Source organism: Cryobacterium arcticum (genome assembly GCF_003185895.1).
Classification (GTDB): domain Bacteria; phylum Actinomycetota; class Actinomycetes; order Actinomycetales; family Microbacteriaceae; genus Cryobacterium; species Cryobacterium arcticum.
Window position 1 is genome coordinate 1,701,465 of record NZ_QHLY01000012.1, and the last position, 21,554, is coordinate 1,723,018.

Sequence of the window (21,554 nt, forward strand, 5' to 3'; positions counted from 1 at the left end):
TCGGGCGCTAGAGCCAACCCTTGCGCTTGAACACGGCGTACAACCCGAAACCCATTGCGAACATCAGCGTGATCGCGAACGGGTAACCGAACTGCCATTTTAGCTCCGGCATATGGGTGAAGTTCATGCCGTAGATGGTGCCCACCAGGGTGGGGGCGAACAGGATCGCCGCCCAGCTGGAGATCTTCTTCACTTCTTCACTCTGCGCCAGGCCGGTTTCGGAGAGCCGCCGGGTCTCGTCGTTCTGCCGCTGGTTGACCAGGGTGCTGTGCACGGTGAGCGCGTTCTGCAACAGCTGGCGGAACGCGTCGCCGCGTTCGACCACCCGGATGGTGTGGTCGAGCACGTCGCGCAGGTGCCGGTGCAGTTCCAGGTCGACGCCGTGCTTCTCGAAGCCCTCCTGCAGCTGCTCGAGCATGCCGATCAGCGGCTGGGTGGCGCGCTGGAACTCGATCACCTCGCGGGAGAGGGCGTAGATGCGCCGGGAGACGTCCTGGTCGCCGTCGAAAATCTGGTCCTCGATCTCGTCGATGTCGTTCTCCAGGCCGGCCACGACCGGCGCGTATTCGTCGATCACCTGGTCGAGGATGGCGTAGAGCACGGCCTGCGGCCCGAACGCGAGCAGCTTGGGGGTGCTCTCCAGGCGCTTCCGCACCGAGACCAGGTCGGGTGATTCGGCGTGCCGGATGGTGACGACGAAGTCCGGGCCGACGAAGACGTGCAATTCGCCGAATTCCACCCGCTCGTCGGCGTCGATGTACCGGGCCGGGCGCAGCACCAGGAAGAGGTTGTCGGCGAAGCGCTCGATCTTGGCCCGCTGGTGGCCCTTGAGGGCGTCTTCGATGGCGAGGTGATGCAGCGTGAACTCGTCGGCGACGCTGCGAACCTCGGCATCCGTCGGTCGGTACAGCCCGATCCAGGCGAAGCCGTGCTTGTTCTTGAGCACGTCGTACGTCTCTTGCAACGTTTCCGGGGTTGCCACCCGACTGCCATCTACGTAGATGGCGTCATCAATCAGCGCCACTGCTGCTCCTCACTCGCCTCACAAGTGTGCCACCGGCAACGGGGTGCGTCGTGCAGCGGCGCGGGCCGGGAGACCGGGACGGGCGGGTCGGGCGGGTCGTCAGGGCTGTTGCTGCGGATGCGGCGCGACGTCGCCGTGCCGCTGCGGGCCCTCGTGCTTGCGGTAGCTGGGGCTGAACGCCAACAACACCAGGCCGATGCCGAGCACCGCCTGGCCGAGGGTGTTGGTGGGCAGCAGCGACACGAGGCCGCCGAGCAGGATCAGCGCGGCCGGCGTGAACTGGTAGACCCGCACCCGCAGCATCGCGATGCCCACCAGAGCCCAGCCCACGCCGAATACGGCCGCGGTGAGCAGCAGTCCGAAGGACAGAGAGCCGGGGCGCACCAAACCGTCGAGCAGCTCGGGGGCGACCCGGCCGAGGGTGGGATAAAGAAAGGCCTGGGCCCAGAACAGCCCGCTGATCAGGATCGTGCCGGCGCCGGCGACGATCACGGCGGAAAAGCCGAACGGGCCGATCTTCTTGGCGCGGCGTTCGTAGACCGAGATCAGCGCCAGCACCAGCAGCAGCCCGCCCACGAGCAGCAGAACCGAGCGCACGGCGTAGAGCGGGGTCTGCACGATCTCGCTGAACGGATCCGAGACCGTGAGCAACACCAGATCGAGGATGCCGCCGAGAAGGAAGGCGCTGCCCGCCGTGAGAGTGGATGGCTTCGTGAGCCCTTCGAACCGATTCACCGTTACCTCACCCACCGCGCCTGAAACGTGTGCCTGGAGCCCGGGCAGCGTCACCCGGCAACCGCGCGCGCCCGTGCGCCTGGTTCCGGCTGACAGTGTCGATTGTTCCACCCGGGTCGGCGCCCGACAAGGGCACCGCCCACGCGCCCACCACCTGCGGGGCGCGCCCGGGTTAGGGTGGGGGCGTGCTCGATGTCCCGCCACAGCCCGCACTGACTGCGCCGGCCGGAGCCCAGCCGGGGCTGGAATCCACGGTTGTCGTGGCGCTGCTCCCCCGCGCGGCGACATCCGCCGGCGACCACCTGCTGCTGCGCGATCTGGTGGCGCGGCTGACCGGCGTCGGCCCGTCTGCTGTCACCCTCGCGCAACGGTGCCCGAACTGCGGGCAGACCGGGCACGGCCCGTTGAGCGTCGAGCTCGCGGCCAGCGACCCGGCGGATGCCCCGGCCCTGCCCGGCCGCATCCACGTGAGCCTGTCCCGTGCCGCCCGGTTCCTCGCCGTGGCAGTCACCGGCGCCGGGCCGGTAGGCATCGACGTGGAGTCAGTCGCCGCGCTGGCTTCCTCCCCCGTCGCCTCCGCGCTGTGCTCCCCCGTCGAGGCCGTGGCGCTGTCTACGCTTGCCCCGGCCGCGCTCGACACCGCCCTGGCCTCGCTCTGGACGAGCAAGGAAGCCGTGCTCAAGGCTGCCGGCGTGGGCCTGCGGGTGGACCCGCGGGATCTGACTATCGAGCCCGTGACCGGAGCCGCGGACCCCCGCCTCGCGCACTGGCCGCGGGCGCCGTTTCAGCTGGATGGCGTCCACCTGCTGTCCGTGCCTGCTCCTGAGGGAACCGTGGTCACCGTCGCGGTCGTCTGCGCCCAGCGCCCTGCCGTGGTGACTAGTGCGACGAATTGACCGCCGCGACCAGGGCGGCTTTGTTCATCCTCGAGTAACCGGTGATCTTCTGTTCCTTCGCGCGGTTGCGCAGCTCGATCAGGGTCGGCGTGGTGGATCGCGGCGGGCTCGACAGGGGCGTCTTCACCGTGGTGTGTGGCACCGTGAGTGCGGTCCGGGAGGCAGCGTGCTCAGCCATCACCGTTCCGGCACTCTTCTGGGGAGCGGCCTTCTTCGACTTCACCGTCGCTAGCACCGACTGGTTGGCCCGCCCGACTTCTGTGGCCAGTTGCTGAGCTGCCTTCGCGAGCTTGGCGGCGAGCTTCTCGGTCTTCTTGTGAAGCGCCAGTGCTTCTTTGCGCAGCTTCTTACTGGAGGCCTTCACCGCTTCGCGGGCCGAGTCGACGGCTTTCTCGGCTTGGGCGAGGGCTTTGATGGCCTTCTTGTCAGCGTTCTTCACCGGAGCCGGTGTCAGAGCGATGTTCTTCTTCGTGGTTTTTGTCTGCGCCATTGTGCGTACCTCCGTTGGTCCGACCGTGATCGGCCGCTACCTCCACCGTAGTGACCGCGATCAGCCGATCGGATGAATAGACCAGACGTGCACGGTTTGAACGGCGATTGTGGGTCTCACGGGCGATTTCCCTGCTGATCCCGCGGCGTGAGGACCAGGATGCGGACCGGAATGACATCCCGCACCGGCCACGCACCGCGAGTGAGCAGGGTGGCACCACGGGATTGCCAGACGGATGCCGCGTCGCTAGGTTGTCTGCACGATGGCCGTATGGGGTCCATTCGCCGACCACCGCGAATGATCTGCCGGGCCCAAGCGACAAGGAGGCCACATCATGGCGGGGCCGGAGGAACGTGCGTCGCTACCGGGGTCGGTGACCTTTTCGGTGGTGCTGATGTATCTCGGTGGCATCGTGCAGATGGGCCTGGGGATCATCATCGTGTTCTTGCGGTACGTGCCCGGCATGACCGACGGCGAGATCACTCTGGCGGTCACGCTGGTGGGAGTCGGCATCATCCTCTTCGGCCTGTTCGTCGTCTCGCTCGCGTCCGGCGTGGCCCGGGGAAGCCGGGCATCACGGCTGAGCGCGACAATCGTGCTCCTTCTGGGCTGGGTGCTTTTCATCGTCGACCTGGTGATCAGCGCCGACGGGGACTGGTCGGGCGTGCTCATTCAGACCGCCATCGCGGTCGCCGTGATCCTGCCGCTGTGGGTGGGGGCGGGGCGCCGTTATTTCGCGGTGAGCTGACGAGCGGCCCGTTCCGCATCACGCCGGAAGAGGCGCCGGTGCACGAACCGCACAACCTCGATGAGGCCGATGCAGACGAGTGACGCGCCGAGCGCGAGCGTCGCGGTGAGCAGGGTCAGGTCCACGAGCTGCAGGAAGTCCCGGCTGATCGGCACCGCGAACATCAGCACGAGCGCGACCATCATGGCGCCGATGACGAGCCCCTTGAACCGGGTGACGGGACGGGACAGAACGACGAGGATCCAGAGGCCGATGATGGTCAGGATGAGCGTGGAACCGCTGCGGATCTCCGCCTCCGGAATCTGGGCATCCGCGGCCAACCGGGCGTAGGTGGCGAGCCCGAAGGTGACGACCAGTCCGGCCGGGATCGCGAAGGTCAGGGGGTGGCGGGCAGCGGCGGGGCGGCCTGCAGCTGGGGCAGGCTCTTGGCGTCGATCCACCGGGCGATGATCTTGTCGGCCGCCCGGCTGCCCGACGCGGCGCGGAAGCAGCCGAGCAGGTCGTCGGTGGTGACGCTGCCGTGCCGGTGGGTGCGGGTGTAGGCGCGCAGCGCGGTGAAGAAGGTCTCGTCGCCGAGCGCCTGCCGTACGGCGTGCAGGGCGAGCGCGCCGCGCTTGTAGACCCGGTCGTCGAACATCGCGCGGGGGCCGGGGTCGCCCACGGCGAGGTTCTTCGGTTCTTTGTCGAGGTCCACCCGGTGCAGCAGGGCGTTCTGGTGGGCGGTGGGTCCTCCGGCGGCCTCGGCCCAGATCCACTCGGCGTAGCAGGCGAAGCCCTCGTGCAGCCAAATGTCGGCCCAGCGGGTGAGGGTGAGGCTGTTGCCGAACCACTGGTGCGCCAGTTCGTGGGCGATCAATCGGTCGCTGCCGTGCGCGCCGTCGACGTGGTTCTTGCCGAACACGCCCAGGCCGTGCGCCTCCAGCGGGATCTCCAGATCATCGGCAGTGACGACCACGGAGTAGGCCGGGAACGGGTACGGTCCGAACGCGTCGCTGAAGACACTGATCATGTCGCCCAGCCGAGCGAAGTCCACCGCCACCTGGCGGGCCAGCGCGGGCGGGAAGAACAGGCTGTGCGCCACCGGCGCGGCGGTGAGATCGTGCCGACGGTACCGGCCGATCTGCACACTGGCGAGATACGCGGCCATGGGCTCGCGCACCTCGAAGCTCCAGGTGGTTCGGCCGGACCGGGTGTTCTTGGCCACGACGGGTCCGTTGCTGACCACCGTGTACGGTGCCTCGCAGGTGACCTGGATGCGGAAGGTGGCCTTGTCGCTGGGGTGGTCGTTGCACGGGAACCACGACGGGGCGCCGTTCGGCTGCCCGGCGACGAGCACGCCGTCGGTGAGCTCTTCCCAGCCCACCTCACCCCAGTGGCTGCGCACCGGATGCGGCGCCCCGCGGTACCGCACCACCACCTCGAAGCTCTCCCCCGCGACCAGCGGCTCCGCCGGGGTGACCAGCAGTTTGCGGGCGGTGTGCATCACCCTGGTGGGTGCCCGGCCGGCTACGGTGACCTTGTCGACGCTGAGCCCGGCCAGGTCCAGGCTGAACCGGCTCAGGGCGGTGATGGCACGCCCCGTGATCGTGGCGGTCGCCGTGAGCCGGTTGGTGCTCACCCGGTAGTCGAGGTCGAGGTCGTAGTGGTCCACGGTGTAGCCGCCGTTGCCGCTGGTGGGCAGATACGGATCTCCCGCGGAGGCGGAGCCGATCATCGGGGGTGTTGGGGTGGTCGGCGACATAGGGGTCAAGTCTTCCATGGCGGACGGTGCCACGGCGCAATCGGGTTGCCCGACCAGTGCGAGTCGGTCGGCACGCGCTCCCCACGCATCACCAGGGAGCCCGGTCCGACGGTGGCGTGCGGGTCGATCCGCGCCGCCGGCAGGATCACGCTGTTGGGCCCGAGGGTGCCGCCGACGCCGATCAGCACGGTGTCCAGCTGCATGATCCGGTCGTGGAAGAGGTGGGTCTGCACAACGCAGCCGCGGTTGACGCTGCTGCCGGCCTCGAGGGTGACGAGGTCGGCTTCCGGCAGCCAGTACGACTCGCACCACACCCCCCGGCCGATCTTCGCCCCGAGCGAGCGCAGCCACACGGCCAGCGCGGGGGTGCCGGCGGCATTCTGGGCGAACCAGGGCCTGGCCACCATCTCGACGAAGGTGTCCGAAACCTCGTTGCGCCAGATGAACGACGACCAGAGCGGATGTTCCAACGCCTTGATGCGTCCCACCAGCAGCCACTTGACCGCCGTGGTCACCGCGGCGGCGACCACCCCGGCGAGCATGAGCACCACCGCGGAGAGGAGGAGCGCGACCCACGGTCCCGCCCACAGCCAGAGCGCGTCGAGGGTGCCGAGCACCCCGAGGGCGATCCAGGCCGACACGAAGACCGGCACCAGGCGCAGCACCTCCCAGAGCGACCGGGCCCAGACCAGCCGCTTGGGCGGGTGGAAGGTGCGGGCCTCGTCGATGTCGGTCATCCGGCGGCGCAGGCGCGTGGGCGGGTTGCCCAGCCAGGACGAACCGCGCTTGGCCTTGCGCGGGGTGGAGGACAGCACGGCCACGAGGCCGTCGCGCGGCACGGTGCGGCCGGGGCCGGCGATGCCGCTGTTGCCCAGGAACGCCCGACGGCCGATCTTGGCCCGGCCGATGCGCATCCAGCCGCCGCCGAGTTCGTAGCAGGCGACCATGGTGTCGTCGGCGAGGAACGCGCCCGGTGCGATGGTGGTGAGCGAGGGCACCAACAGCACCGTGGACGCCTCGACGCCCGGGCCGACCTTGGCGCCGAGCAGTCGCAGCCAGACCGGGGTGAGCAGGCTGGCGTAGACCGGGAAGAGCTGGGTGCGGGCGCCGTCGAGCAACCGTTCGGTCATCCAGACCTGCCAACCCACCCGGCTGCGCACCGGGTGGTGTCCTTCGGTGAGGCGCACGGCCAGCAGCCGTACCGCACCGATCACGGCGCCGGCGTAGAAGAGGCCGGCGGCCAGCACCGCCAGGGGCACGGCCGCGGCCCCGCGCGCCACAGCGCTGCCCAGCGTGGCCGCGTCGCCGATCACGCCGCCGACGATCACCAGGCCCAGCAGTACGGCGGCGGCCGGGATGGCGGTGAGGGCCAGCGAACCGGCGCCGTAGGCGAGCAGCCAGCGGCGCTTGTTGCCGGGCCGTTCGGCCGGCCAGGCGTGCCGGGCGGAGCCGACCCTGGCGGCGGGCGATCCGGCCCAGCGTTCGCCGGCGGGCACCCGGCCGGAGACGGCGGAGCCCGGTTCGACCTCGCTGCCGGCGCCGATCTTGGCGCCGCCGAGCAGGGTGCTGCGGGAGCCGATCACGGCGTCGGCGCCGATCTTCACCTGGCCGAGCCGCAGCACGTCGCCGTCGAGCCAGTAGCCGGCCAGGTCGACCTCGGGTTCGATGGCGGCGCGGGCGCCGATGGAGAGCATCCCGGTGACCGGGGGCACCGAGTGCAGGTCGACGCCGGGTTCGATCCTGGCGCCGAGCAGCCGGGCGTAGTAGCTGATCCAGGGCGCTCCGGCCAGGCTGGCGGCGTCGACGAAGTGGGCCACCTGTTCCGCCAGCCAGAGCCGCAGGTGCACCGAGCCGCCCCGGGGGTAGTTGCCCGGCCTCACGCCACGCAGCAGCAGCCGGGCCGCGGCGACCGAAATCGCCATCTTGCCCAGCGGCGTCACCAGCAGGATGAACCCGGCCAGCACCCACCACCAGGAGACGGTGGGGGCGAAGGATGCGCCGGCGGCGGCGAGCAGGTTGTTGGCCGCCATCAGGTACACCAGCCAGCGGGCGCCGATGAGCAGGTGCAGTGGAACGCTGAGGAGGCTCTGCAGCAGGCCGGACGTCGCGGGGGTGGGCAGCACCTGCCGGCCCTGCCGCGCCACCGGCGGGATGCGGCTGTCGAGTTCGTCGGCGAGCGAGCCGATGCGCGGGTGGTCGTAGATGTCGCTGATACGGGTGTCCGGGTAGCGTTCGCGGATCGCGGAGACGAACTGGGCGGCGGAGAGCGAGCCGCCACCGTAGGCGAAGAAGTCGCTGTCGGCGTCGACCACCGGCACGCCAAGGATCGCTGCCCAGTGCTCGGCGAGCCAGGCGGCGGTGCCACTGAGCGCATCCGTGCCGGCGGTGTCACCGGCGAGGCTGGGCAGCGGCCAGGGCAGGGCAGCCCGGTCGACCTTGCCGGAGGTGCGGGTGGGAATGGTGTCGACCACGGTGAGCAGGGGCACGAGCGCGGCGGGCAGGGCGGTGCGGAGCGCCTCGCCGGCAGCGGGCAGGTCGAAAGCCGCTGCGGCGTCGGTAAGGGAGAGGTACCCCACCAGAACCTGGTTGCCGGCGGGGGTGGTCTGCACCACCGCGGCGGCGCCGGCCACACCGGGCAGGGCCTGCAGGGCGGCGTCGATCTCGCCGAGTTCGATGCGCCGGCCGCCGAGCTTGATCTGGTCGTCGGCGCGGCCCACGAACACCAGGCCGGCCGGGTCGAAGCGCACGAGGTCACCGCTGCGGTAGGCGCGCTGCCAGCCGAGCCCGGTGTGCGGGGCGTACTTCACCGCGTCCTGGGCCGGGTCGAGGTAGCGGGCCAGGCCGACCCCGCCGATGATCAGCTCGCCGGTCTCGCCGGCGGCGACCCGCTGCCCGGCCGCGTCGACCACGGCGAGCCGCCAGCCGTCCAGCGGCAGGCCGATGCGCACCGGGTCGCTGCCGTCGAGCAGGGCGCCGCAGGCCACGACGGTGGCTTCGGTGGGGCCGTAGGTGTTCCAGACCTCGCGGCCGCGGGCGCTGATCCGCGCGGCGAGCTCCGGCGGGCAGGCCTCGCCGCCGAAGATCACCAGGCGCACGTTCTCCAACGCTTCCTCCGGCCAGAGCCCGGCGAGGGTGGGCACGGTGGAGACCGCGGTGATGCCGTGTGCGATCAGCCAGGGGCCGAGGTCGGCGCCGCTGCGCACCAGGGAGCGGGGCGCCGGCACCAGGCACGCGCCGTTGCGCCAGGCCAGCCACATCTCTTCGCAGGAGGCGTCGAATGCCACCGACAGCCCGGCCAGCACCCGGTCGGTGGGGTTGAGCGGTTCGCGGGCCAGGAACAGGCCGGCCTCGGCGTCGACGAACGCGGCGGCGGAGCGGTGGGTGACGGCCACCCCCTTGGGCACGCCGGTGGAGCCGGAGGTGAAGATGATCCAGGCATCGTCGTCGGGGCTGGGCATCGGTTCGGCCCAGTGCGCCAGCGACGGGTCCTCCTCCGGTGGCAGCGGGCGTTCGGCGAGCACCCCGGCGTCCAGGCCATCGCGCACCGCGAACACACCCCCGGCGCCGATCACACCCACCACCGCCGCCTCGCCGAAGACCAGCCGGGCGCGTTCCTCTGGGTCGTCGGCGTCGACGGGCACGTACGCGGCGCCCACCCGGAGGGTGGCGAGAATCGAGAGGTAGAGCTCCCGGGTGCCGGAGGGGATGCGGATGCCCACGGTGTCGCCGCGGCGCACGCCGGCCCGGCTCAGCTGCGCCGCCTGGTCGTTGACCAGTCGCACCAGCCGCCGGTAGCTCAGGGCTCCGGCCGCGTCTTCGAGGGCGAGGGCGGTGGGGAACTCCTCGGCCGTGGCCAGGAGGATGTCGATGAGCGTGCGCTCCGGGTGCACCGAGGAGCCGGCATCCAGCATGCCCTGCTCGTGCTCGGTCGCCCGGCCCGTCCCGGGCGCGGGCGTGGTGGTCGCCGGGGTGGTGACGGTCTGGGCGAGGGAATCGGCTGAGCGCTGATCGGGCTCTGGGTGGTTCGGGGTCACGCACGCTCCTGTCCGGCTTTCGCGACAAACCGCGACGGCGTCAGCGTAGAACCAATAGGTAACCGGCGGGTGAACGCACGTCACACCCGTTCATTCTCCCCCGCGGCCCCCGTTCCGTCCCTCCGCGCGCACGCTAGAAAGGAAAAAGTGAGCTAAAAAGGACGAAATCGCAGATTTGGACCTTTTTAGCTCACTATTTCCTTTTCAGCGTTCGTCACCCACGGCGGCGGATGCGGCGGGCAACCGATGCCGCGGATGCCCGGGTCAGCGGATGCGGGCGCGCACGGCGGTGGCGGCGCAGAGGATCACCGCGAGGGCGCCGACCAGCACGATCAGGTCCAGCCGCTCACCGAGGAGCAGGGTGGCCCAGACGATGGTGAGCACCGGCTGCACCAGCTGGATCTGGCTGACCCGGGCGATCGGTCCGATGGCCAGCCCACGGTACCAGGCGAAGAAGCCCAGGAACATGCTCACCCCGGCGAGATAGGCGAAGGCCAGCCAGGCCGGCGCATCCGCCCGGGGCCAGCCGGAGCCGAGGCCGACCAGCATCAGCGGCACCATCACCGGCAGTGCCACGATGAGCGCCCAGCAGATGGTCTGCCAGGAGCCGAGCTCGCGAGAGAGCAGCGCACCCTCGCCGTAGCCGATGGCCGCGAGTACCACGGCGCACACCAGCAGCAGGTCGGCCGGGTGCAGGCTGCTGAGCCCGCCGGCGGTGAGCGCCACAAAACCGATCACGGCCGCCACCCCGAGCCCGCTGGCGAGCCAGAACCGCAGGGATGGCCGCTCCCGGGCGCGCAGCACCGCGACCACCGCCGTGGCGGCGGGCAGCAGCCCGATCACGACGGCGCCGTGCGCGGCCGGAACGGTCTGCAGGGCGAACGAGGTGAGGATGGGGAACCCGGCGATGACGCCCGCGCCCACCACGGCCAGGCGCAGCCACTGGCCGCCGCGCGGCAGCCGTTGGCGCAGTACGGCCAGCACGATCATCGCGAGGATGCCGGCCACGACAGCCCGGCCTGCGCCGACGAACAGTGGGTCGAGTTGGGCAACGGCCACCCGGGTGAGCGGCAGGGTGAACGAGAACGCCAGCACGCCGAGGAACCCGAAGACCAGGCCAGCCGTGGCTGAGCCGTGCGGCGCGGTCGGCGCTGGGCCGGTCGCAGCCAGACTCGCCGCTCCCGCCTCCTGGCCGGATAGCGCTGGCGGGACGGACACGATAGCGCTATTCTGTGATTTCATGAATGAGGATAGCACCGCGCCCCGCGGAACCGTCAAGCCCCTGGACGGCGAATCCGCCCACCTCGCCATCGAGCGCCACTTGCGCGATCTCGTCGCCTCCCGCCCGGTCGGCGACCGGCTGCCCTCCACCCGCACCCTGGTGCTCGAACACGCCGCGAGCCCCCTCACCGTGCAGCGGGCGCTGCAGCGCCTCGTGCTCGAGGGCCTGATCGAGACCCGGCCGGGCGCGGGCAGTTTTGTGGCCCGTCGACACTCGGTGCACCGGGCGGACTTCGGCTGGCAGACCACCGCGCTCGGCGCCGCCCGCACCGGCGCCGACGCCATCGGCACGGCCATGGCGAACGCCGGCCCCGGGGTGATCGCGCTGCACTCCGGCTACCCGGCCGAGGAACTCCTGCCCACCCGGCTGGTGCGCTCGGCCCTGGTGCGGGCCGCCCGCACCAATACCGCGGTCGAACGAGCCCCGATCTCCGGCCTGCCCGAGCTGCGCAGCTGGTTCGCGGCGGAGCTGGCGCCGGCCGGCGCATCCGTCGCGGCGCCACCGGCAGCTGACGACGTGGTGATCACGCCGGGCGGCCAGAGCGCGCTGTCGTCGATCTTCCGCGCGCTGGCCAACCCGGGTGACGCCATCGTGATGGAATCCCCCACCTATTGGGGCGCCATGGCCGCGGCCCGGCAGGCCGGCCTGCGCATCGTGCCGATCGCCCGCGGCACGACGGCCCCCACTGCCGCCGACCTCGACGACGCCCTCGGCGCCAGCGGGGCGCGCCTGTTCTACGCCCAGCCGCACTTCGCCAACCCCACCGGAGCGCTCTGGAGCAGCTCTGAGCGCAGCGCCATCACCGCCGTGCTGCACGCGCGCGGCGCCTACCTGATCGAAGACGACTGGGCGCACGACTTCGGCATCGACGCCGACGCGGCCCCGCTGGCCGCCGATGACGCCGACGGCCACATCGTCTACGTGCGTTCACTCACCAAGAGCCTTTCCCCGGCGGTGCGGGTGGCGGCGGTCGTGGCACGCGGCCCGGCGCTCGCCCGCATCCAGGTGGACCGCACGGTTGACGACCTGTACGTCAGCGGCATCCTGCAGGCTGCGGCGGTCGACGTGCTCACCGATCCGGGTTGGCGCAGCCACCTCAGCCGGCTGCGTGGGTCACTGCGCGGCCGGCGCGACGAGATGGCCCGCCAGGTGCGCGGCCAGCTCGGGGCGGATGCGCTCGAGCTGGTTCCCCGCGGCGGCCTCAACCTCTGGGTGCGCACGAATGACGGGGTGGACGTGGCCGGCCTGGCCCGCCGGGCCGCTGCCGAGGGCGTGCTCTTCTCCCCCGGGGGTGACTGGTTCCCGGCCGAGCCGACCGGGTCGTTCTTTCGGCTCAACTACTCCCGCGCCCGCCCCGAACTGTTCGAGCCGGCCGTCGGCATCCTGGCCCGGCTCCTGGCCTGACCGGCTGGGCCAAGAAACGACGCTCACCGGCCGAGTGTGTCGAACCGTGACCGATCGATTCGATAGCGGAAGGCTCGGCGTCAAGACTCGAAGGACCGACCACCGACGAGGAGCACAATGACCGTCTTGACCAGGGCCACCGCCTTCCCCCACTCGCGCACCGTGATCAGCACGGTCGCCTGGGCCGGAATCGTGGCCGTGGTACTGGCGGGCTGCAGCCCGGATGCGGCGGGCGCTCCGCCTCAATCCGCCGTCGCCGCCGAGTCCGGCGATGGCGCCCAACCGATCGATGCCGGCAAGCGCGATCTCACCCTGAAGATCGGCAGCATCCTGCCCGAGAGCGGCGCCCTGGCCTTCCTCGGCCCGCCGGATGAGGCCGGAGTGAAGCTCGCGGTCGCCGACGTGAACGCCGCGAATACCGGCCTCACCATCGACGCCACCTACCGCGATTCCGGCGACACCACCACCGACACCGCGACCGTCTCGGTGACCGACCTGCTCGCCGGCGGCGCCACGGCCATCGTCGGCGCGGCGTCTTCCGCCGTCTCGATGAGCGTCATCGATCAGATCACCGGCGCCGGCGCCGTGCACTTCTCCCCGGCCAACACCTCCCCCGACTTCACCGATTACCCCGACCAGGGGCTGTTCTGGCGCACCAACCCGTCCGACCTGTTGCAGGGCGAAGTCCTCGGCAACCAGATCGCCGAGGACGGCAACAGCACCCTGGGCCTGATCGTGCTCAACGATTCCTACGGCACAGCCCTGGCCGACGCCACCACCGCCGCGTTCGAGGGCGCGGGCGGCGAGGTCGTGGCCACGTCGCTCTTCAATGAGGGCGAGGCCAACTTCTCCAGCCAGATCGCCGATGTCACGGCGGCCAAACCGGATGCCATCGCCCTGATCACCTTCGATCAGGCGCAGGTCATCACCCCGGCGCTGGTCGGCACCGGCTTCCCCGGTGACCAGCTCTACTTCGTGGGCAGCAACCTCAGCGACTACAGCGACACCTTCGAACCCGGACTCATCACCGGTGCCACCGGCACCCGTCCCGGCGCCAAGCAGGTCACCGCGTTCACCGACCGGCTGCTCGAACTCGATCCGAGCCTCACCGACTTCACCTACGCCGCCGAATCCTACGACGCAGTGATCCTGCTGGCCCTGGCCGCATACGCGGGCAATGATGTCTCCGGCCGGGCCATCGCCGACAACCTGCGACAGGTGTCCGGCGGAACCGGGGACGGCACCAAGGTCACCGACTTCGCCGACGCGGCCGCCACGCTCGCCGCCGGGGAGCAGATCGACTACGACGGCCCATCCGGTTTGATCACCTTCGACGAACACGGCGACCCCACCGAAGCCACCATCGGCGTGTACGAGTACGGCGACGACAACACCTACAGCCGGATCACCTAACCGCGCCCGGCTCTGACTCACCCGACCAGTACCCCGAAAGGCCCGTATGTCCGACCATGTAGAAACCCGCGTCAAGATCTCCGAAGCGGCCACCAGCAACATCCGCAGCTTCCGGCTGTACCGGCGTTTCGCCGACGAGGTCTGGGCCTCACCGGACATCGACGCCCGCACCACCGAGATCCTGGCGGTGGGCGTCACCCACGTCACGCACTGTTCGACCTGCGTCGACTTCCACTCCCGCAAGGCGCGCGCCCTCGGCGTCTCGGCCGCCGAGCTCACCGAGGCCGGTGTGCTCGCCGCTGCCATGCAGACCCTGGCGGTGGTGCTACTCGACCCGGCCGCCGCGACCGACCCGTTCCTCGAGCTGCCATTCGACGGCACCGTCGTGCACCTCGACCCGAAGACGAAGACGCTGGTGGTGCTCGCCGCCGCCGTGGCGCTGTCTCACGGCGAGCTGACGACGCGGGCCCGGCTCGCCGCGGAGCAGGCGGGCGCCACGGCGGCCGAGCTGTCGAAGGCGTCGCGGGTGGCGGCGGCGCTCGTGGCCGGTTCGGCCATCCATTACCTCGCCGACATCGCCCACGTCTACACCGAGCCCGACCTCGCCGACTGACCCGGCTGGACCGGCTCAGTCGACCTTGGCCTGCGCGGCGGGGTCAGTGACGGCGGCCACGGCGGCCAGCCAGTCGGCCCAGTACTGCTTCCAGAGCTCGCCGTCGTCGACGGTGGGCAGCTTGTCGTGGGTGACGGTCACGCGCAGCCGGCCATCCGGTACCGGATCGGCCGAGAACAGGAGCGAGCCCAGCGGATGCCCGGCTCGCCGTACGGTGTAGCGCAGCGCCTTCGACGCCGGCTTGGAACGCAGCTCGGTGTCGAGCCCGGTGAACAGGTCGGCCCGGCTGTTGCCGTCGAGCAGAGCCGCCCGCAGCAGCGGCGCCGGCAGGTCGAGCACCCGGGACCGGCTCACGCTGAAGCTGCCGTCGGGCATCTGGCCGGGCAGGCGCAGCCCGGCGATGCGCTCGTAGCCCACCGTGACGCCCTGCGCCCACCAGCCCGGAACGCCGTGCTCGGCGTGCACCCAGGCCGCGATCGCGGTGTGCCCGGCGTCCCGCCCTGGGCCGGCCTCGATCAGCTCCGCCCAGTCGTCCCACCCGTGCCCGGTGTTCTCCAGAATTCTCGCGTCGGAGTGCAGAGGCTCGGCGGCCCAGCGCCGCGCGTGCGGTTGCGCTGCTGCGACCGGCTCGGCCGACAGCGCGGGCACCGGGCTCTGGATGGTCGCCAGCTGTTGCCGGATGCTTCGGCTGAACGTGTCGTGAGCGATCATCGGTCTTCCCATCGGAGTATCGCCGGGACACCCTGCGGCGCCCGACCGGGCGTTCAGGATACTGCGAGTACGCCCCGAATCCTGCCTGTGCGGCTCGGCAACCGGCGGGAGCGCTGCCCGCACCCCACCGGAACCGTAGAATCATGGCAGGGGAGAAAAACCGGATGAGAAACAAGAACAACGACGAACCGCGCGACGAGTTCGACCACATCATGATCCCGGCGTTCATCGCCAAGCCGTTCGAGCGCCTCGGCAGCAGGCCGAGCCCCGCCGCGCCTGCCGGCCAGACCGGTGATCGCCGGCCCGACGCCTCCCCCGCCGACGACGGCATGCCGCGCGACCCGGATGCCCCGGACACCGATGACGAGCAGCCCGCTCCTCGCGCCTGGTGGGCGGGCTACCGCGGCAAGTTGCTGCTCTACGGTGTGGGCACCGTCGTCATGGTCTTCCTGCAGTCACGCAGCTGAGCCACCGAGCATCCGTTCGATCAGCGTCTGCAGCCTTCGCTGCTCGGTCGGCGACAGCGCACTCGTCATCGGCGAGAGAGCGCGCAGAATCTCGGCGTAGAGCCGCTCGGTGAGGTCGATCCCGGCGGCGCTGAGGAACACGTCCACGGCTCGGCGGTCCGCCGGGCTCGGCGCGCGTTCGAGCAGCCCGCGTTTCTCGGCCCGGTCGACGAGCCCCGTCATGGTGGATTTCTCCAGGCCGAGGTACTCGGCGAGCCCGGCCATCCGTAGGCGGCGGTCCCGCAGAATCGCGAACACCCGCAGCTGGGTCAGGGACAGGTCGTGCTCGGCCGCCACCTTGCTGAGCACCGCCATCGTCATGAACGAAGCCTGCACGAGCGCGTCGATCAGCTCGTCCTGCACCTCCACCGCCGGCCCGGCCGGTCGCGATTCTTCCATGCCCTCAGCCTAGTTGACTCAGTTCGTATTACCAACTACTTTTAGTTCGTACTACCAACTACTCACTCACGGACATCCCAGGAGCTGCCATGAAAGCCGCCGTCGTTTCCTCGTTCGATACCGTTCCCCACTACGAGGAGTTCCCCGCGCCCGATGCCACCGCACCGCACGCCCTCCTCGTTGACGTGCTCGCCGCCGGCCTGCACCCGCGGGTGCTGGCGCAGGCGGACGGGTCGCACTACACCAGCACCGACGAGCTGCCCCTGGTGCCCGGCATCGACGGCGTCGGTCGCGGCCGCGACGGCGTGCTGCGCTACTTCGTGCTGCCCGACACCGCTCTGGGCGCGATGGCAGAACAGACCGTGATCGACACCCGCCGCAGCATCGTGCTGCCGGAGGGGTGCGACCCGGTCCTGATCGCCGCCGCGATGAACCCGGCAATGTCGAGCTGGATCGCCTTGCGCCAACGCACGCACTTCCCGGCCGGAGCGAACGTGCTGATCCTCGGCGCCACCGGCAGTGCCGGCCAGATGGCCGTGCAGGTGGCCCGGCTATTCGGCGCCGGCCAGATCATCGCCGTCGGCCGGGACGCGGCCAGGCTCGCCGCCCTGCCGGCACTCGGCGCCACCGCCACCGTGCTGCTCGACGCTGACGACGCGGCGAGCGCCCGCCGGCTGGCCGACGCCGCCGCCGATGTCGATGTGGTGCTCGACTACCTCTGGGGCGCCCCGACCAGCGCGGCGATGACCACCCTGGCCACCCACCGGGCCGACCCGCGCCGCCCCCTCACCTGGATCGAGATCGGTTCGGTCGCCGGCAGCACCACTCAGATCCCATCTGCCGCGTTCCGCTCCATCCCGCTGCAGCTCGTCGGCAGCGGTCAGGGTTCGGTCAGCGCCCGCGACATCCTCGCCGTGCTCCCCGCTCTGGTGCAGGAGATCATCGCCGGCACCTTCACCGTCGACGTCCGCCCGGTTCCGCTCGCCGACGTCGAACAGGCCTGGGCGGATGCGCCCCGCTCGGCCCAGCGCATTGTGCTCGTGCCCTAGGCTCCGGCCGGCGGCTACCCCGGACTACATCGCCCGGGGTACCCGGGTTCATCCGAACAGACGATGCCAACGCAGCCCGTGACTCGGCACGATGGAGCTATCGATCCGAAGCCGCCCTGGCCCAGGACACGCCGAGAGGAACCCTGTGCCCACCACCCTTCTTCACACCCGTCCGGCACACCGGGCGCTGTCGCCGGTTGTCATGACCGCCAGCCTGGTCGCCGTGCCCGCCGGTACCCACGGCCCCGCCGACCTGCCGCTCAGCGTCGATCGCGCTGCCGCCCATTCGCTCGATAGGATCGCTCTCTGGGCAGCTCAGCCGACCGCGGTCGGCCGGGCCGCCTGAGGTCGCCTCCCCGGCGTCCCGGACACCCGCAGGCCGGTCCGGCCGCTGCGCGAACAGGAGTAGCCATGGCCGCTGTCATCGAGGCCGTGCGCAAACGCCTGCCGGAGCAGAAACCGGCCGAGGAACGGGCCCGCGCGCTCAAGGAACGCATCTACGCCTCCTTCACGGGTCTGGCCATCGTCGTGGTGATCTACTCCGACGTCGACCACACCGCTGCGCTGGATGCGTTCCTGTCACTGGCAGTGGGCATCATCGGTATCGCCGCCGCCGGTTTTGTCGCCGAGGTCATCGCGCATCAGGTCACCCACACCGACACCCCCAGCCGGGCCGACCTGCGCACCATGGCCCGCATCTCCTCCGGCGCGCTCGCATCCGCGTCGATCCCGCTCCTCGTCGCGGTGGGGCGCACCCGGCTCCGGCTCTCCCAGAAGCTGATCGCGCTCGTGGTCATGCTGGGTTTCTGTGCGCTCGTGGTGCTCGTGCTGCTGGTCGCACACCTGCACTGAGCCACGCCGCCACCGCATCCCCCATCCCGGTGCTCCCGGCGGTAGAAATCCGGCCACCCGGCTCGTGCGCTCGGTCGTCGAGCAGGTCTACGGCTTTATCGACCGCCCGCTCCGCGGCGGGCGGTCGTCAGGCGCCGAGCCCGAGCAGCACGTAGTAGGTGACGTAGACCGGCCAGACGATCGCCTGGAGCAGGCCGAGGATGACGCCCCAGAAGGAGCCGTCCGACGTGGAGATGAAATAGATCGCAGCACCGACGTAGGCGAGGAGGAAGACGACTCCCCAGGACCCGTCCCGCACGATCACCCGTCCTCGACCGTCGGTCGCCATCAGACTCTCCCTGCCCGGGCCCGTCACGAGCACCCGCTCTGACACACAGTAGCCATGCTCCGCATCTCCCGAAAGCTCAGCGCGTAGGCGGGCCCTATACTCGCGACATGTCGAGAGACGTCACGTCACCATGGGCACCACTTGCCGTCACTGCGTTTCGCGTGCTGTGGTTTGCCCAACTGGGCAGCAACATCGGCACCTGGATGCAAACCGTCGGCGCGCAGTGGTACCTCGTTGACGCGGCGGCGAGTGCTGCGGTCATCGCCCTCGTGCAGACGGCCAGCCTCGCCCCTGCCATGCTGTTCTCCCTGCCGGCCGGCGTGCTGGCGGACTCCCTCGACCGCCGCAAGCTCTTGATCTGGGGATCGGTGGCGAGCGCGGCCATCGCGGCTGCTCTCACCGTAGTTGCCACCGCGAACGCACTCACGCCGACGCTGCTCCTGGGCTTCACGTTCCTGCTGGGCATCACCTCCACCCTCACCTCACCGGCCTGGCAAGCGATCCAACCCGAACTGGTGCCCAGGGAACAGATCGGAGCGTCCTCGGCGCTCGGCGGAGTCACGGTGAACGGGGCTCGCGCGGTGGGTCCGGCCCTGGCCGGCGTTCTCCTCTCAACGTTCGGCGCACCGGTGGTCTTCGGTATCAACGCGCTGAGTTTCGTGGCGGCCGCTCTCGCCCTCGCCTGGTGGCGCCGACCGCCGCAGGAGGGGTTGGCCGACCGTGAGCAGTTCGGCGCAGCCCTGCGTGCCGGCGTACGCTACGTCGCTTCCGCACACCTCGTGCGCCGCATCCTGTTGCGCTCGGCGTTATTCGCCGTACCGGCCAGCGCGCTCTGGGCCCTGCTGCCGCTCAGCGCGCAGCGCCTCGGCCTGGACTCGAGCGGGTACGGCTTCTTGCTCGGCGCCCTCGGTGTCGGTGCCGTGATCGGCATCTTCGCCCTCCCTCTGGCCCGGAAGACGATGTCGGACAACACCATCATCGCCGGCAGCGCAGTGCTTTTTGCGGTCGGGTCTGTGGCCGCGGCCTACCTGCCGTTCATCCCCACGCTGGTGCTGTTGGTGTTAGCCGGGTTGGCGTGGATCGGCACGCTCACGGTTTTGAACACGGCTCTGCAACTGACCCTGCCTCAATGGGTGCGCTCGCGCGGCGCGGCGACGTACATTCTGGTGTTCATGGGGTCGATGGCACTCGGCTCCATCCTCTGGGGACTCGTTGCAGAGCTGATCGGCACCACCGGCGCCCTCGCCATCGCGGCCACGCTGTTGGTACTCGTCGGCATCAGCATCCGGCTCCTGCCGCTCCACCCCGGCACCGGCACCATTGACCGCACGATCACCCTCACCTGGGCCACGCCCACCCTGGTGTTCGAGCCGGAACCCACCGACGGACCGGTTCTCGTGACGATCTCGTACCCGGTGCTCCCTCAGCGGGTCGACCAATTCCAGACGGCGATGCGGGCCGTCGGCTCATCCCGCCGGCGCACCGGTGGCTACCGGTGGCGGTTGTACCGAAGCGGCGAGGCCCGGGATGTGTGGCTGGAGACGTTCATGGTTCCCTCGTGGGGCGAGTTCCGCCGACAGCACACTGAGCGGCTCACCGGCCGCGACCGCGAGATCCAGGCCACGGTTCGGGGGTACTGCTCCGCCGATTCCGACGAGCAGCATTACTTTCCCCAGCCAAGCACCGGATGACGCCACAGCATTAGTGCCGGCCGTGTGCACATCGGTCGCGGCACCCGGGCTCAGCCGGGCACCTGCGCGTACCAGCGCTCCGCCTCCGGCGACAACACGCTGGGTCGCCCGAGCCGGCGCACCAGGGTGACGCTGGCACCATCCGCGAGTTCGGTGACCACGCCCTCCGCGTCACCGGCCCGCACCAGGTCCACGATCACCCGGTGCCGTTCGGCCCGCTCGACCAGGGTCTCGTTCGCCGCCCGCGCCCGCCGGTTGAGGTGCATGGTCAGTTGCAGGGCAAGCGATCGGTAGGCGTGCTCGAGTCGGCCATGACCGGCCAGGCCGACCAGCGCCAGGTGGAACCGGTGGCTGTCTTCTGCAGCCGCATCGTCGTCGCCGCGGTGGGCGTTCTCCAGCATCTGCGCGAAGGCCCGGTCCAGCCGGTCCAGCCGGTCGGGCACCGTGACCGGCACGCCGATGCGCACGGCCATCTCCTCCAGGGTGCGGCGCAGGGTGTAGATCTCGTAGATGTCCTGGGCGCTGAGCTCGGTGACGGTGACCCCGTGGTTGGGCACGGAGCTCAGCAGGCCCTCCTGTTCCAGCACGCGCAGCGCCTCCCGCAGCGGCGAGCGCGACAGGCCGAGTTCGGCGGCGAGGCGGCTCTCGATGACGTGGCTGCCGGGCGCGAGCGCGCCGGAGGTGATCATCCGGCGCACGGCGTCGGTGGCGCGGGTGGTCGCACCGATGGCGGGCGGCACGGCGCTCTCGGTCATGATTCGGTCCTTGTCGGCGGGGTGAGGGCGGATGCTTGCCCACCGCCAGTGTGCCGCATCTCGCCGCTCAGGCCGGTCGGGATCACGATGGGCCGGCCGGTGCGCCGGTCGCTGAGGATGTCGGCCTCGATACCGAACACCTCGGCGAGCACGGGTGCGGTGACCACGTCGGCAGGGGTGCCGGAGACGACGATCCGGCCGGATTTCATGGCCACGAGGTGGTCGGCGTGCTTGGCGGCGAGGCTGAGTTCGTGCAGCACCATCACCACCGTGACCCCGAGGTTCGCGTGCAGCTCCTCCACGAGGGCCAGCACCTCGAGCTGGTGGGCCACGTCGAGGAAGCTGGTGGGTTCGTCGAGCAGTAGCACCCCGGTGCGTTGGGCCACCGCCATCGCGATCCAGGCGCGTTGGCGCTGCCCACCGGATAGCGAGTCCAGCGGCCTATCGGCGAGGAGTTCCAGCCCGGTGGCCCGGAGGGTGTCGTGCACGAGCGACTCGTCGGCCCGCGACCACTGGTCGTACCAGCGCCGGTACGGGTCACGGCCGCGGGAGACGAGATCGGCCACGGTGAGCCCCTCCGGGGCCAGCGGCGACTGCGGCAGCACCGCCACCCGGCGGGCGTACTGTTTGGTGCGGATCTGACGGATGTCGGTTCCGCCGAGCGAAATCGTGCCGGCGTCCGGTCGCACCAGGCCGGCGAGGGAGCGCAACAGGGTGGACTTGCCGCAGCCGTTCGGGCCGATCACGGCCGTGATCTTGCCCGCCGGTAGCACCGTGCTGACGGCGTCGACGGCGAGCCGGTCGCCGTAGAACACGCTCACTCCGTCCACCACGAACTCGTTCTCGGCCGGGTGGCCGGCAGGGATCGGACTAGGGTGCACGA

The 21,554-nt window shown here is 70.6% G+C and carries 22 protein-coding genes; 10 read left to right on the forward strand and 12 right to left on the reverse strand.

Annotation, left to right across the window (positions count from 1 at the left end; genetic code table 11):
• Window positions 1–7 precede the first annotated feature (7 nt).
• Window positions 8–1,024, reverse strand: a complete 1,017-nt coding sequence (locus CTB96_RS17690; RefSeq protein ID WP_110128098.1) for a magnesium and cobalt transport protein CorA — start codon at window positions 1,022–1,024, stop codon at window positions 8–10.
• Between the two features lie 99 nt (window positions 1,025–1,123).
• The gene (locus tag CTB96_RS17695) at window positions 1,124–1,759 is read right to left on the reverse strand and encodes a hypothetical protein (RefSeq protein WP_110128099.1); all 636 of its coding nucleotides are present in this window, start codon (window positions 1,757–1,759) and stop codon (window positions 1,124–1,126) included.
• Between the two features lie 185 nt (window positions 1,760–1,944).
• Between CTB96_RS17695 and CTB96_RS17700 the strand changes: the two genes are divergently transcribed.
• Entirely contained in the window at window positions 1,945–2,655 is a 711-nt protein-coding gene (locus tag CTB96_RS17700) for a 4'-phosphopantetheinyl transferase family protein (RefSeq protein WP_110128100.1), read from the forward strand.
• On the opposite strand, the gene CTB96_RS17705 is transcribed toward CTB96_RS17700, so the two are convergent.
• Entirely contained in the window at window positions 2,639–3,145 is a 507-nt protein-coding gene (locus tag CTB96_RS17705) for a hypothetical protein (protein ID WP_110128101.1), read from the reverse strand. The two genes, CTB96_RS17700 and CTB96_RS17705, sit on opposite strands and share 17 nt — an antisense overlap.
• A gap of 334 nt (window positions 3,146–3,479) precedes the next feature.
• On the opposite strand from CTB96_RS17705, the gene CTB96_RS17710 reads away from it, so the two are divergent.
• Entirely contained in the window at window positions 3,480–3,893 is a 414-nt protein-coding gene (locus tag CTB96_RS17710; protein ID WP_248283437.1) for a hypothetical protein, read from the forward strand.
• Here CTB96_RS17710 and CTB96_RS17715 read toward each other — a convergent pair.
• The 4 genes from CTB96_RS17715 to CTB96_RS17730 form a co-directional block, all read right to left on the reverse strand.
• The gene (locus CTB96_RS17715) at window positions 3,875–4,333 is read right to left on the reverse strand and encodes a hypothetical protein (RefSeq protein ID WP_181397328.1); all 459 of its coding nucleotides are present in this window, start codon (window positions 4,331–4,333) and stop codon (window positions 3,875–3,877) included. The genes CTB96_RS17710 and CTB96_RS17715 overlap by 19 nt on opposite strands.
• Window positions 4,270–5,634, reverse strand: a complete 1,365-nt coding sequence (locus CTB96_RS17720) for a M1 family metallopeptidase (protein WP_110128102.1) — start codon at window positions 5,632–5,634, stop codon at window positions 4,270–4,272. Before CTB96_RS17720 ends, CTB96_RS17715 begins: the two co-directional genes overlap by 64 nt.
• A 5-nt stretch (window positions 5,635–5,639) precedes the next feature.
• Complete coding sequence (locus tag CTB96_RS17725; protein WP_110128572.1) at window positions 5,640–9,545, reverse strand: Pls/PosA family non-ribosomal peptide synthetase; 3,906 nt, start codon at window positions 9,543–9,545, stop codon at window positions 5,640–5,642.
• Window positions 9,546–9,932: 387 nt separating this feature from the next.
• Window positions 9,933–10,838: a DMT family transporter gene (locus CTB96_RS17730; RefSeq protein ID WP_248283504.1), complete on the reverse strand. Its 906-nt coding sequence runs from the start codon at window positions 10,836–10,838 to the stop codon at window positions 9,933–9,935.
• Window positions 10,839–10,908: 70 nt separating this feature from the next.
• On the opposite strand from CTB96_RS17730, the gene CTB96_RS17735 reads away from it, so the two are divergent.
• The 3 genes from CTB96_RS17735 (at window position 10,909) to CTB96_RS17745 (ending at window position 14,380) form a co-directional block, all read left to right on the forward strand.
• A complete protein-coding gene (locus CTB96_RS17735; RefSeq protein ID WP_219993286.1) occupies window positions 10,909–12,354 on the forward strand; it encodes an aminotransferase-like domain-containing protein in 1,446 nt (481 codons plus the stop codon).
• Window positions 12,355–12,471: 117 nt separating this feature from the next.
• Window positions 12,472–13,767: an ABC transporter substrate-binding protein gene (locus tag CTB96_RS17740; protein WP_110128104.1), complete on the forward strand. Its 1,296-nt coding sequence runs from the start codon at window positions 12,472–12,474 to the stop codon at window positions 13,765–13,767.
• A 46-nt stretch (window positions 13,768–13,813) separates the two neighbouring features.
• Entirely contained in the window at window positions 13,814–14,380 is a 567-nt protein-coding gene (locus CTB96_RS17745) for a carboxymuconolactone decarboxylase family protein (RefSeq protein ID WP_110128105.1), read from the forward strand.
• A 15-nt stretch (window positions 14,381–14,395) separates the two neighbouring features.
• Here CTB96_RS17745 and CTB96_RS17750 read toward each other — a convergent pair whose 3' ends face one another.
• Complete coding sequence (locus tag CTB96_RS17750; RefSeq protein ID WP_110128106.1) at window positions 14,396–15,091, reverse strand: DUF4287 domain-containing protein; 696 nt, start codon at window positions 15,089–15,091, stop codon at window positions 14,396–14,398.
• Between the two features lie 164 nt (window positions 15,092–15,255).
• Between CTB96_RS17750 and CTB96_RS17755 the strand changes: the two genes are divergently transcribed.
• Window positions 15,256–15,558, forward strand: coding sequence for a hypothetical protein (locus CTB96_RS17755; protein ID WP_110128107.1), 303 nt, complete (start codon window positions 15,256–15,258; stop codon window positions 15,556–15,558).
• Here the strand turns inward: CTB96_RS17755 and CTB96_RS17760 are convergent.
• Window positions 15,547–15,996 (reverse strand): MarR family winged helix-turn-helix transcriptional regulator, encoded by a 450-nt coding sequence (locus tag CTB96_RS17760; protein ID WP_110128108.1) that lies wholly within the window; start codon window positions 15,994–15,996, stop codon window positions 15,547–15,549. The genes CTB96_RS17755 and CTB96_RS17760 overlap by 12 nt on opposite strands.
• Before the next feature lie 89 nt (window positions 15,997–16,085).
• Here CTB96_RS17760 and CTB96_RS17765 point away from each other — a divergent pair, with 89 nt between their 5' ends.
• The 3 genes from CTB96_RS17765 to CTB96_RS17775 all read left to right on the forward strand — a co-directional run bounded on the left by CTB96_RS17765 (window position 16,086) and on the right by CTB96_RS17775 (window position 17,897).
• Window positions 16,086–17,045 carry a quinone oxidoreductase family protein gene (locus tag CTB96_RS17765; protein WP_110128109.1) on the forward strand — a complete coding sequence of 320 codons (960 nt, stop codon included), beginning with the start codon at window positions 16,086–16,088 and terminating at the stop codon, window positions 17,043–17,045.
• Between the two features lie 145 nt (window positions 17,046–17,190).
• Window positions 17,191–17,391, forward strand: coding sequence for a hypothetical protein (locus tag CTB96_RS17770; protein ID WP_110128110.1), 201 nt, complete (start codon window positions 17,191–17,193; stop codon window positions 17,389–17,391).
• A 65-nt stretch (window positions 17,392–17,456) separates the two neighbouring features.
• The gene (locus tag CTB96_RS17775) at window positions 17,457–17,897 is read left to right on the forward strand and encodes a hypothetical protein (RefSeq protein ID WP_110128111.1); all 441 of its coding nucleotides are present in this window, start codon (window positions 17,457–17,459) and stop codon (window positions 17,895–17,897) included.
• 127 nt (window positions 17,898–18,024) lie between these two features.
• Here the strand turns inward: CTB96_RS17775 and CTB96_RS17780 are convergent, their stop codons facing one another.
• Window positions 18,025–18,225: a hypothetical protein gene (locus CTB96_RS17780; RefSeq protein ID WP_110128112.1), complete on the reverse strand. Its 201-nt coding sequence runs from the start codon at window positions 18,223–18,225 to the stop codon at window positions 18,025–18,027.
• A gap of 107 nt (window positions 18,226–18,332) precedes the next feature.
• Between CTB96_RS17780 and CTB96_RS17785 the strand changes: the two genes are divergently transcribed.
• Window positions 18,333–19,916 (forward strand): MFS transporter, encoded by a 1,584-nt coding sequence (locus CTB96_RS17785; RefSeq protein ID WP_110128113.1) that lies wholly within the window; start codon window positions 18,333–18,335, stop codon window positions 19,914–19,916.
• A gap of 50 nt (window positions 19,917–19,966) precedes the next feature.
• Here the strand turns inward: CTB96_RS17785 and CTB96_RS17790 are convergent, their stop codons facing one another.
• Together CTB96_RS17790 and CTB96_RS17795 are read right to left on the reverse strand one after the other, a co-directional pair.
• Complete coding sequence (locus tag CTB96_RS17790) at window positions 19,967–20,671, reverse strand: GntR family transcriptional regulator (protein ID WP_110128114.1); 705 nt, start codon at window positions 20,669–20,671, stop codon at window positions 19,967–19,969.
• Window positions 20,668–21,552: an ABC transporter ATP-binding protein gene (locus CTB96_RS17795; protein ID WP_248283438.1), complete on the reverse strand. Its 885-nt coding sequence runs from the start codon at window positions 21,550–21,552 to the stop codon at window positions 20,668–20,670. Before CTB96_RS17795 ends, CTB96_RS17790 begins: the two co-directional genes overlap by 4 nt.
• Between the last annotated feature and the right edge of the window lie 2 nt (window positions 21,553–21,554).

Excerpts from the sequence above, each read along its gene's own strand:
- CTB96_RS17705 (WP_110128101.1), bottom strand. The coding sequence starts at position 3,145 with ATGGCGCAGACAAAAACCACGAAGAAGAACATCGCTCTGACACCGGCT.
- CTB96_RS17710 (WP_248283437.1), top strand. The coding sequence starts at position 3,480 with ATGGCGGGGCCGGAGGAACGTGCGTCGCTACCGGGGTCGGTGACCTTT.
- CTB96_RS17720 (WP_110128102.1), bottom strand. The coding sequence starts at position 5,634 with ATGTCGCCGACCACCCCAACACCCCCGATGATCGGCTCCGCCTCCGCG.
- CTB96_RS17725 (WP_110128572.1), bottom strand. The coding sequence starts at position 9,545 with ATGCTGGATGCCGGCTCCTCGGTGCACCCGGAGCGCACGCTCATCGAC.
- CTB96_RS17735 (WP_219993286.1), top strand. The coding sequence starts at position 10,909 with ATGAATGAGGATAGCACCGCGCCCCGCGGAACCGTCAAGCCCCTGGAC.
- CTB96_RS17740 (WP_110128104.1), top strand. The coding sequence starts at position 12,472 with ATGACCGTCTTGACCAGGGCCACCGCCTTCCCCCACTCGCGCACCGTG.
- CTB96_RS17745 (WP_110128105.1), top strand. The coding sequence starts at position 13,814 with ATGTCCGACCATGTAGAAACCCGCGTCAAGATCTCCGAAGCGGCCACC.
- CTB96_RS17750 (WP_110128106.1), bottom strand. The coding sequence starts at position 15,091 with ATGATCGCTCACGACACGTTCAGCCGAAGCATCCGGCAACAGCTGGCG.
- CTB96_RS17755 (WP_110128107.1), top strand. The coding sequence starts at position 15,256 with ATGAGAAACAAGAACAACGACGAACCGCGCGACGAGTTCGACCACATC.
- CTB96_RS17760 (WP_110128108.1), bottom strand. The coding sequence starts at position 15,996 with ATGGAAGAATCGCGACCGGCCGGGCCGGCGGTGGAGGTGCAGGACGAG.
- CTB96_RS17765 (WP_110128109.1), top strand. The coding sequence starts at position 16,086 with ATGAAAGCCGCCGTCGTTTCCTCGTTCGATACCGTTCCCCACTACGAG.
- CTB96_RS17775 (WP_110128111.1), top strand. The coding sequence starts at position 17,457 with ATGGCCGCTGTCATCGAGGCCGTGCGCAAACGCCTGCCGGAGCAGAAA.
- CTB96_RS17780 (WP_110128112.1), bottom strand. The coding sequence starts at position 18,225 with ATGGCGACCGACGGTCGAGGACGGGTGATCGTGCGGGACGGGTCCTGG.
- CTB96_RS17785 (WP_110128113.1), top strand. The coding sequence starts at position 18,333 with ATGTCGAGAGACGTCACGTCACCATGGGCACCACTTGCCGTCACTGCG.
- CTB96_RS17790 (WP_110128114.1), bottom strand. The coding sequence starts at position 20,671 with ATGACCGAGAGCGCCGTGCCGCCCGCCATCGGTGCGACCACCCGCGCC.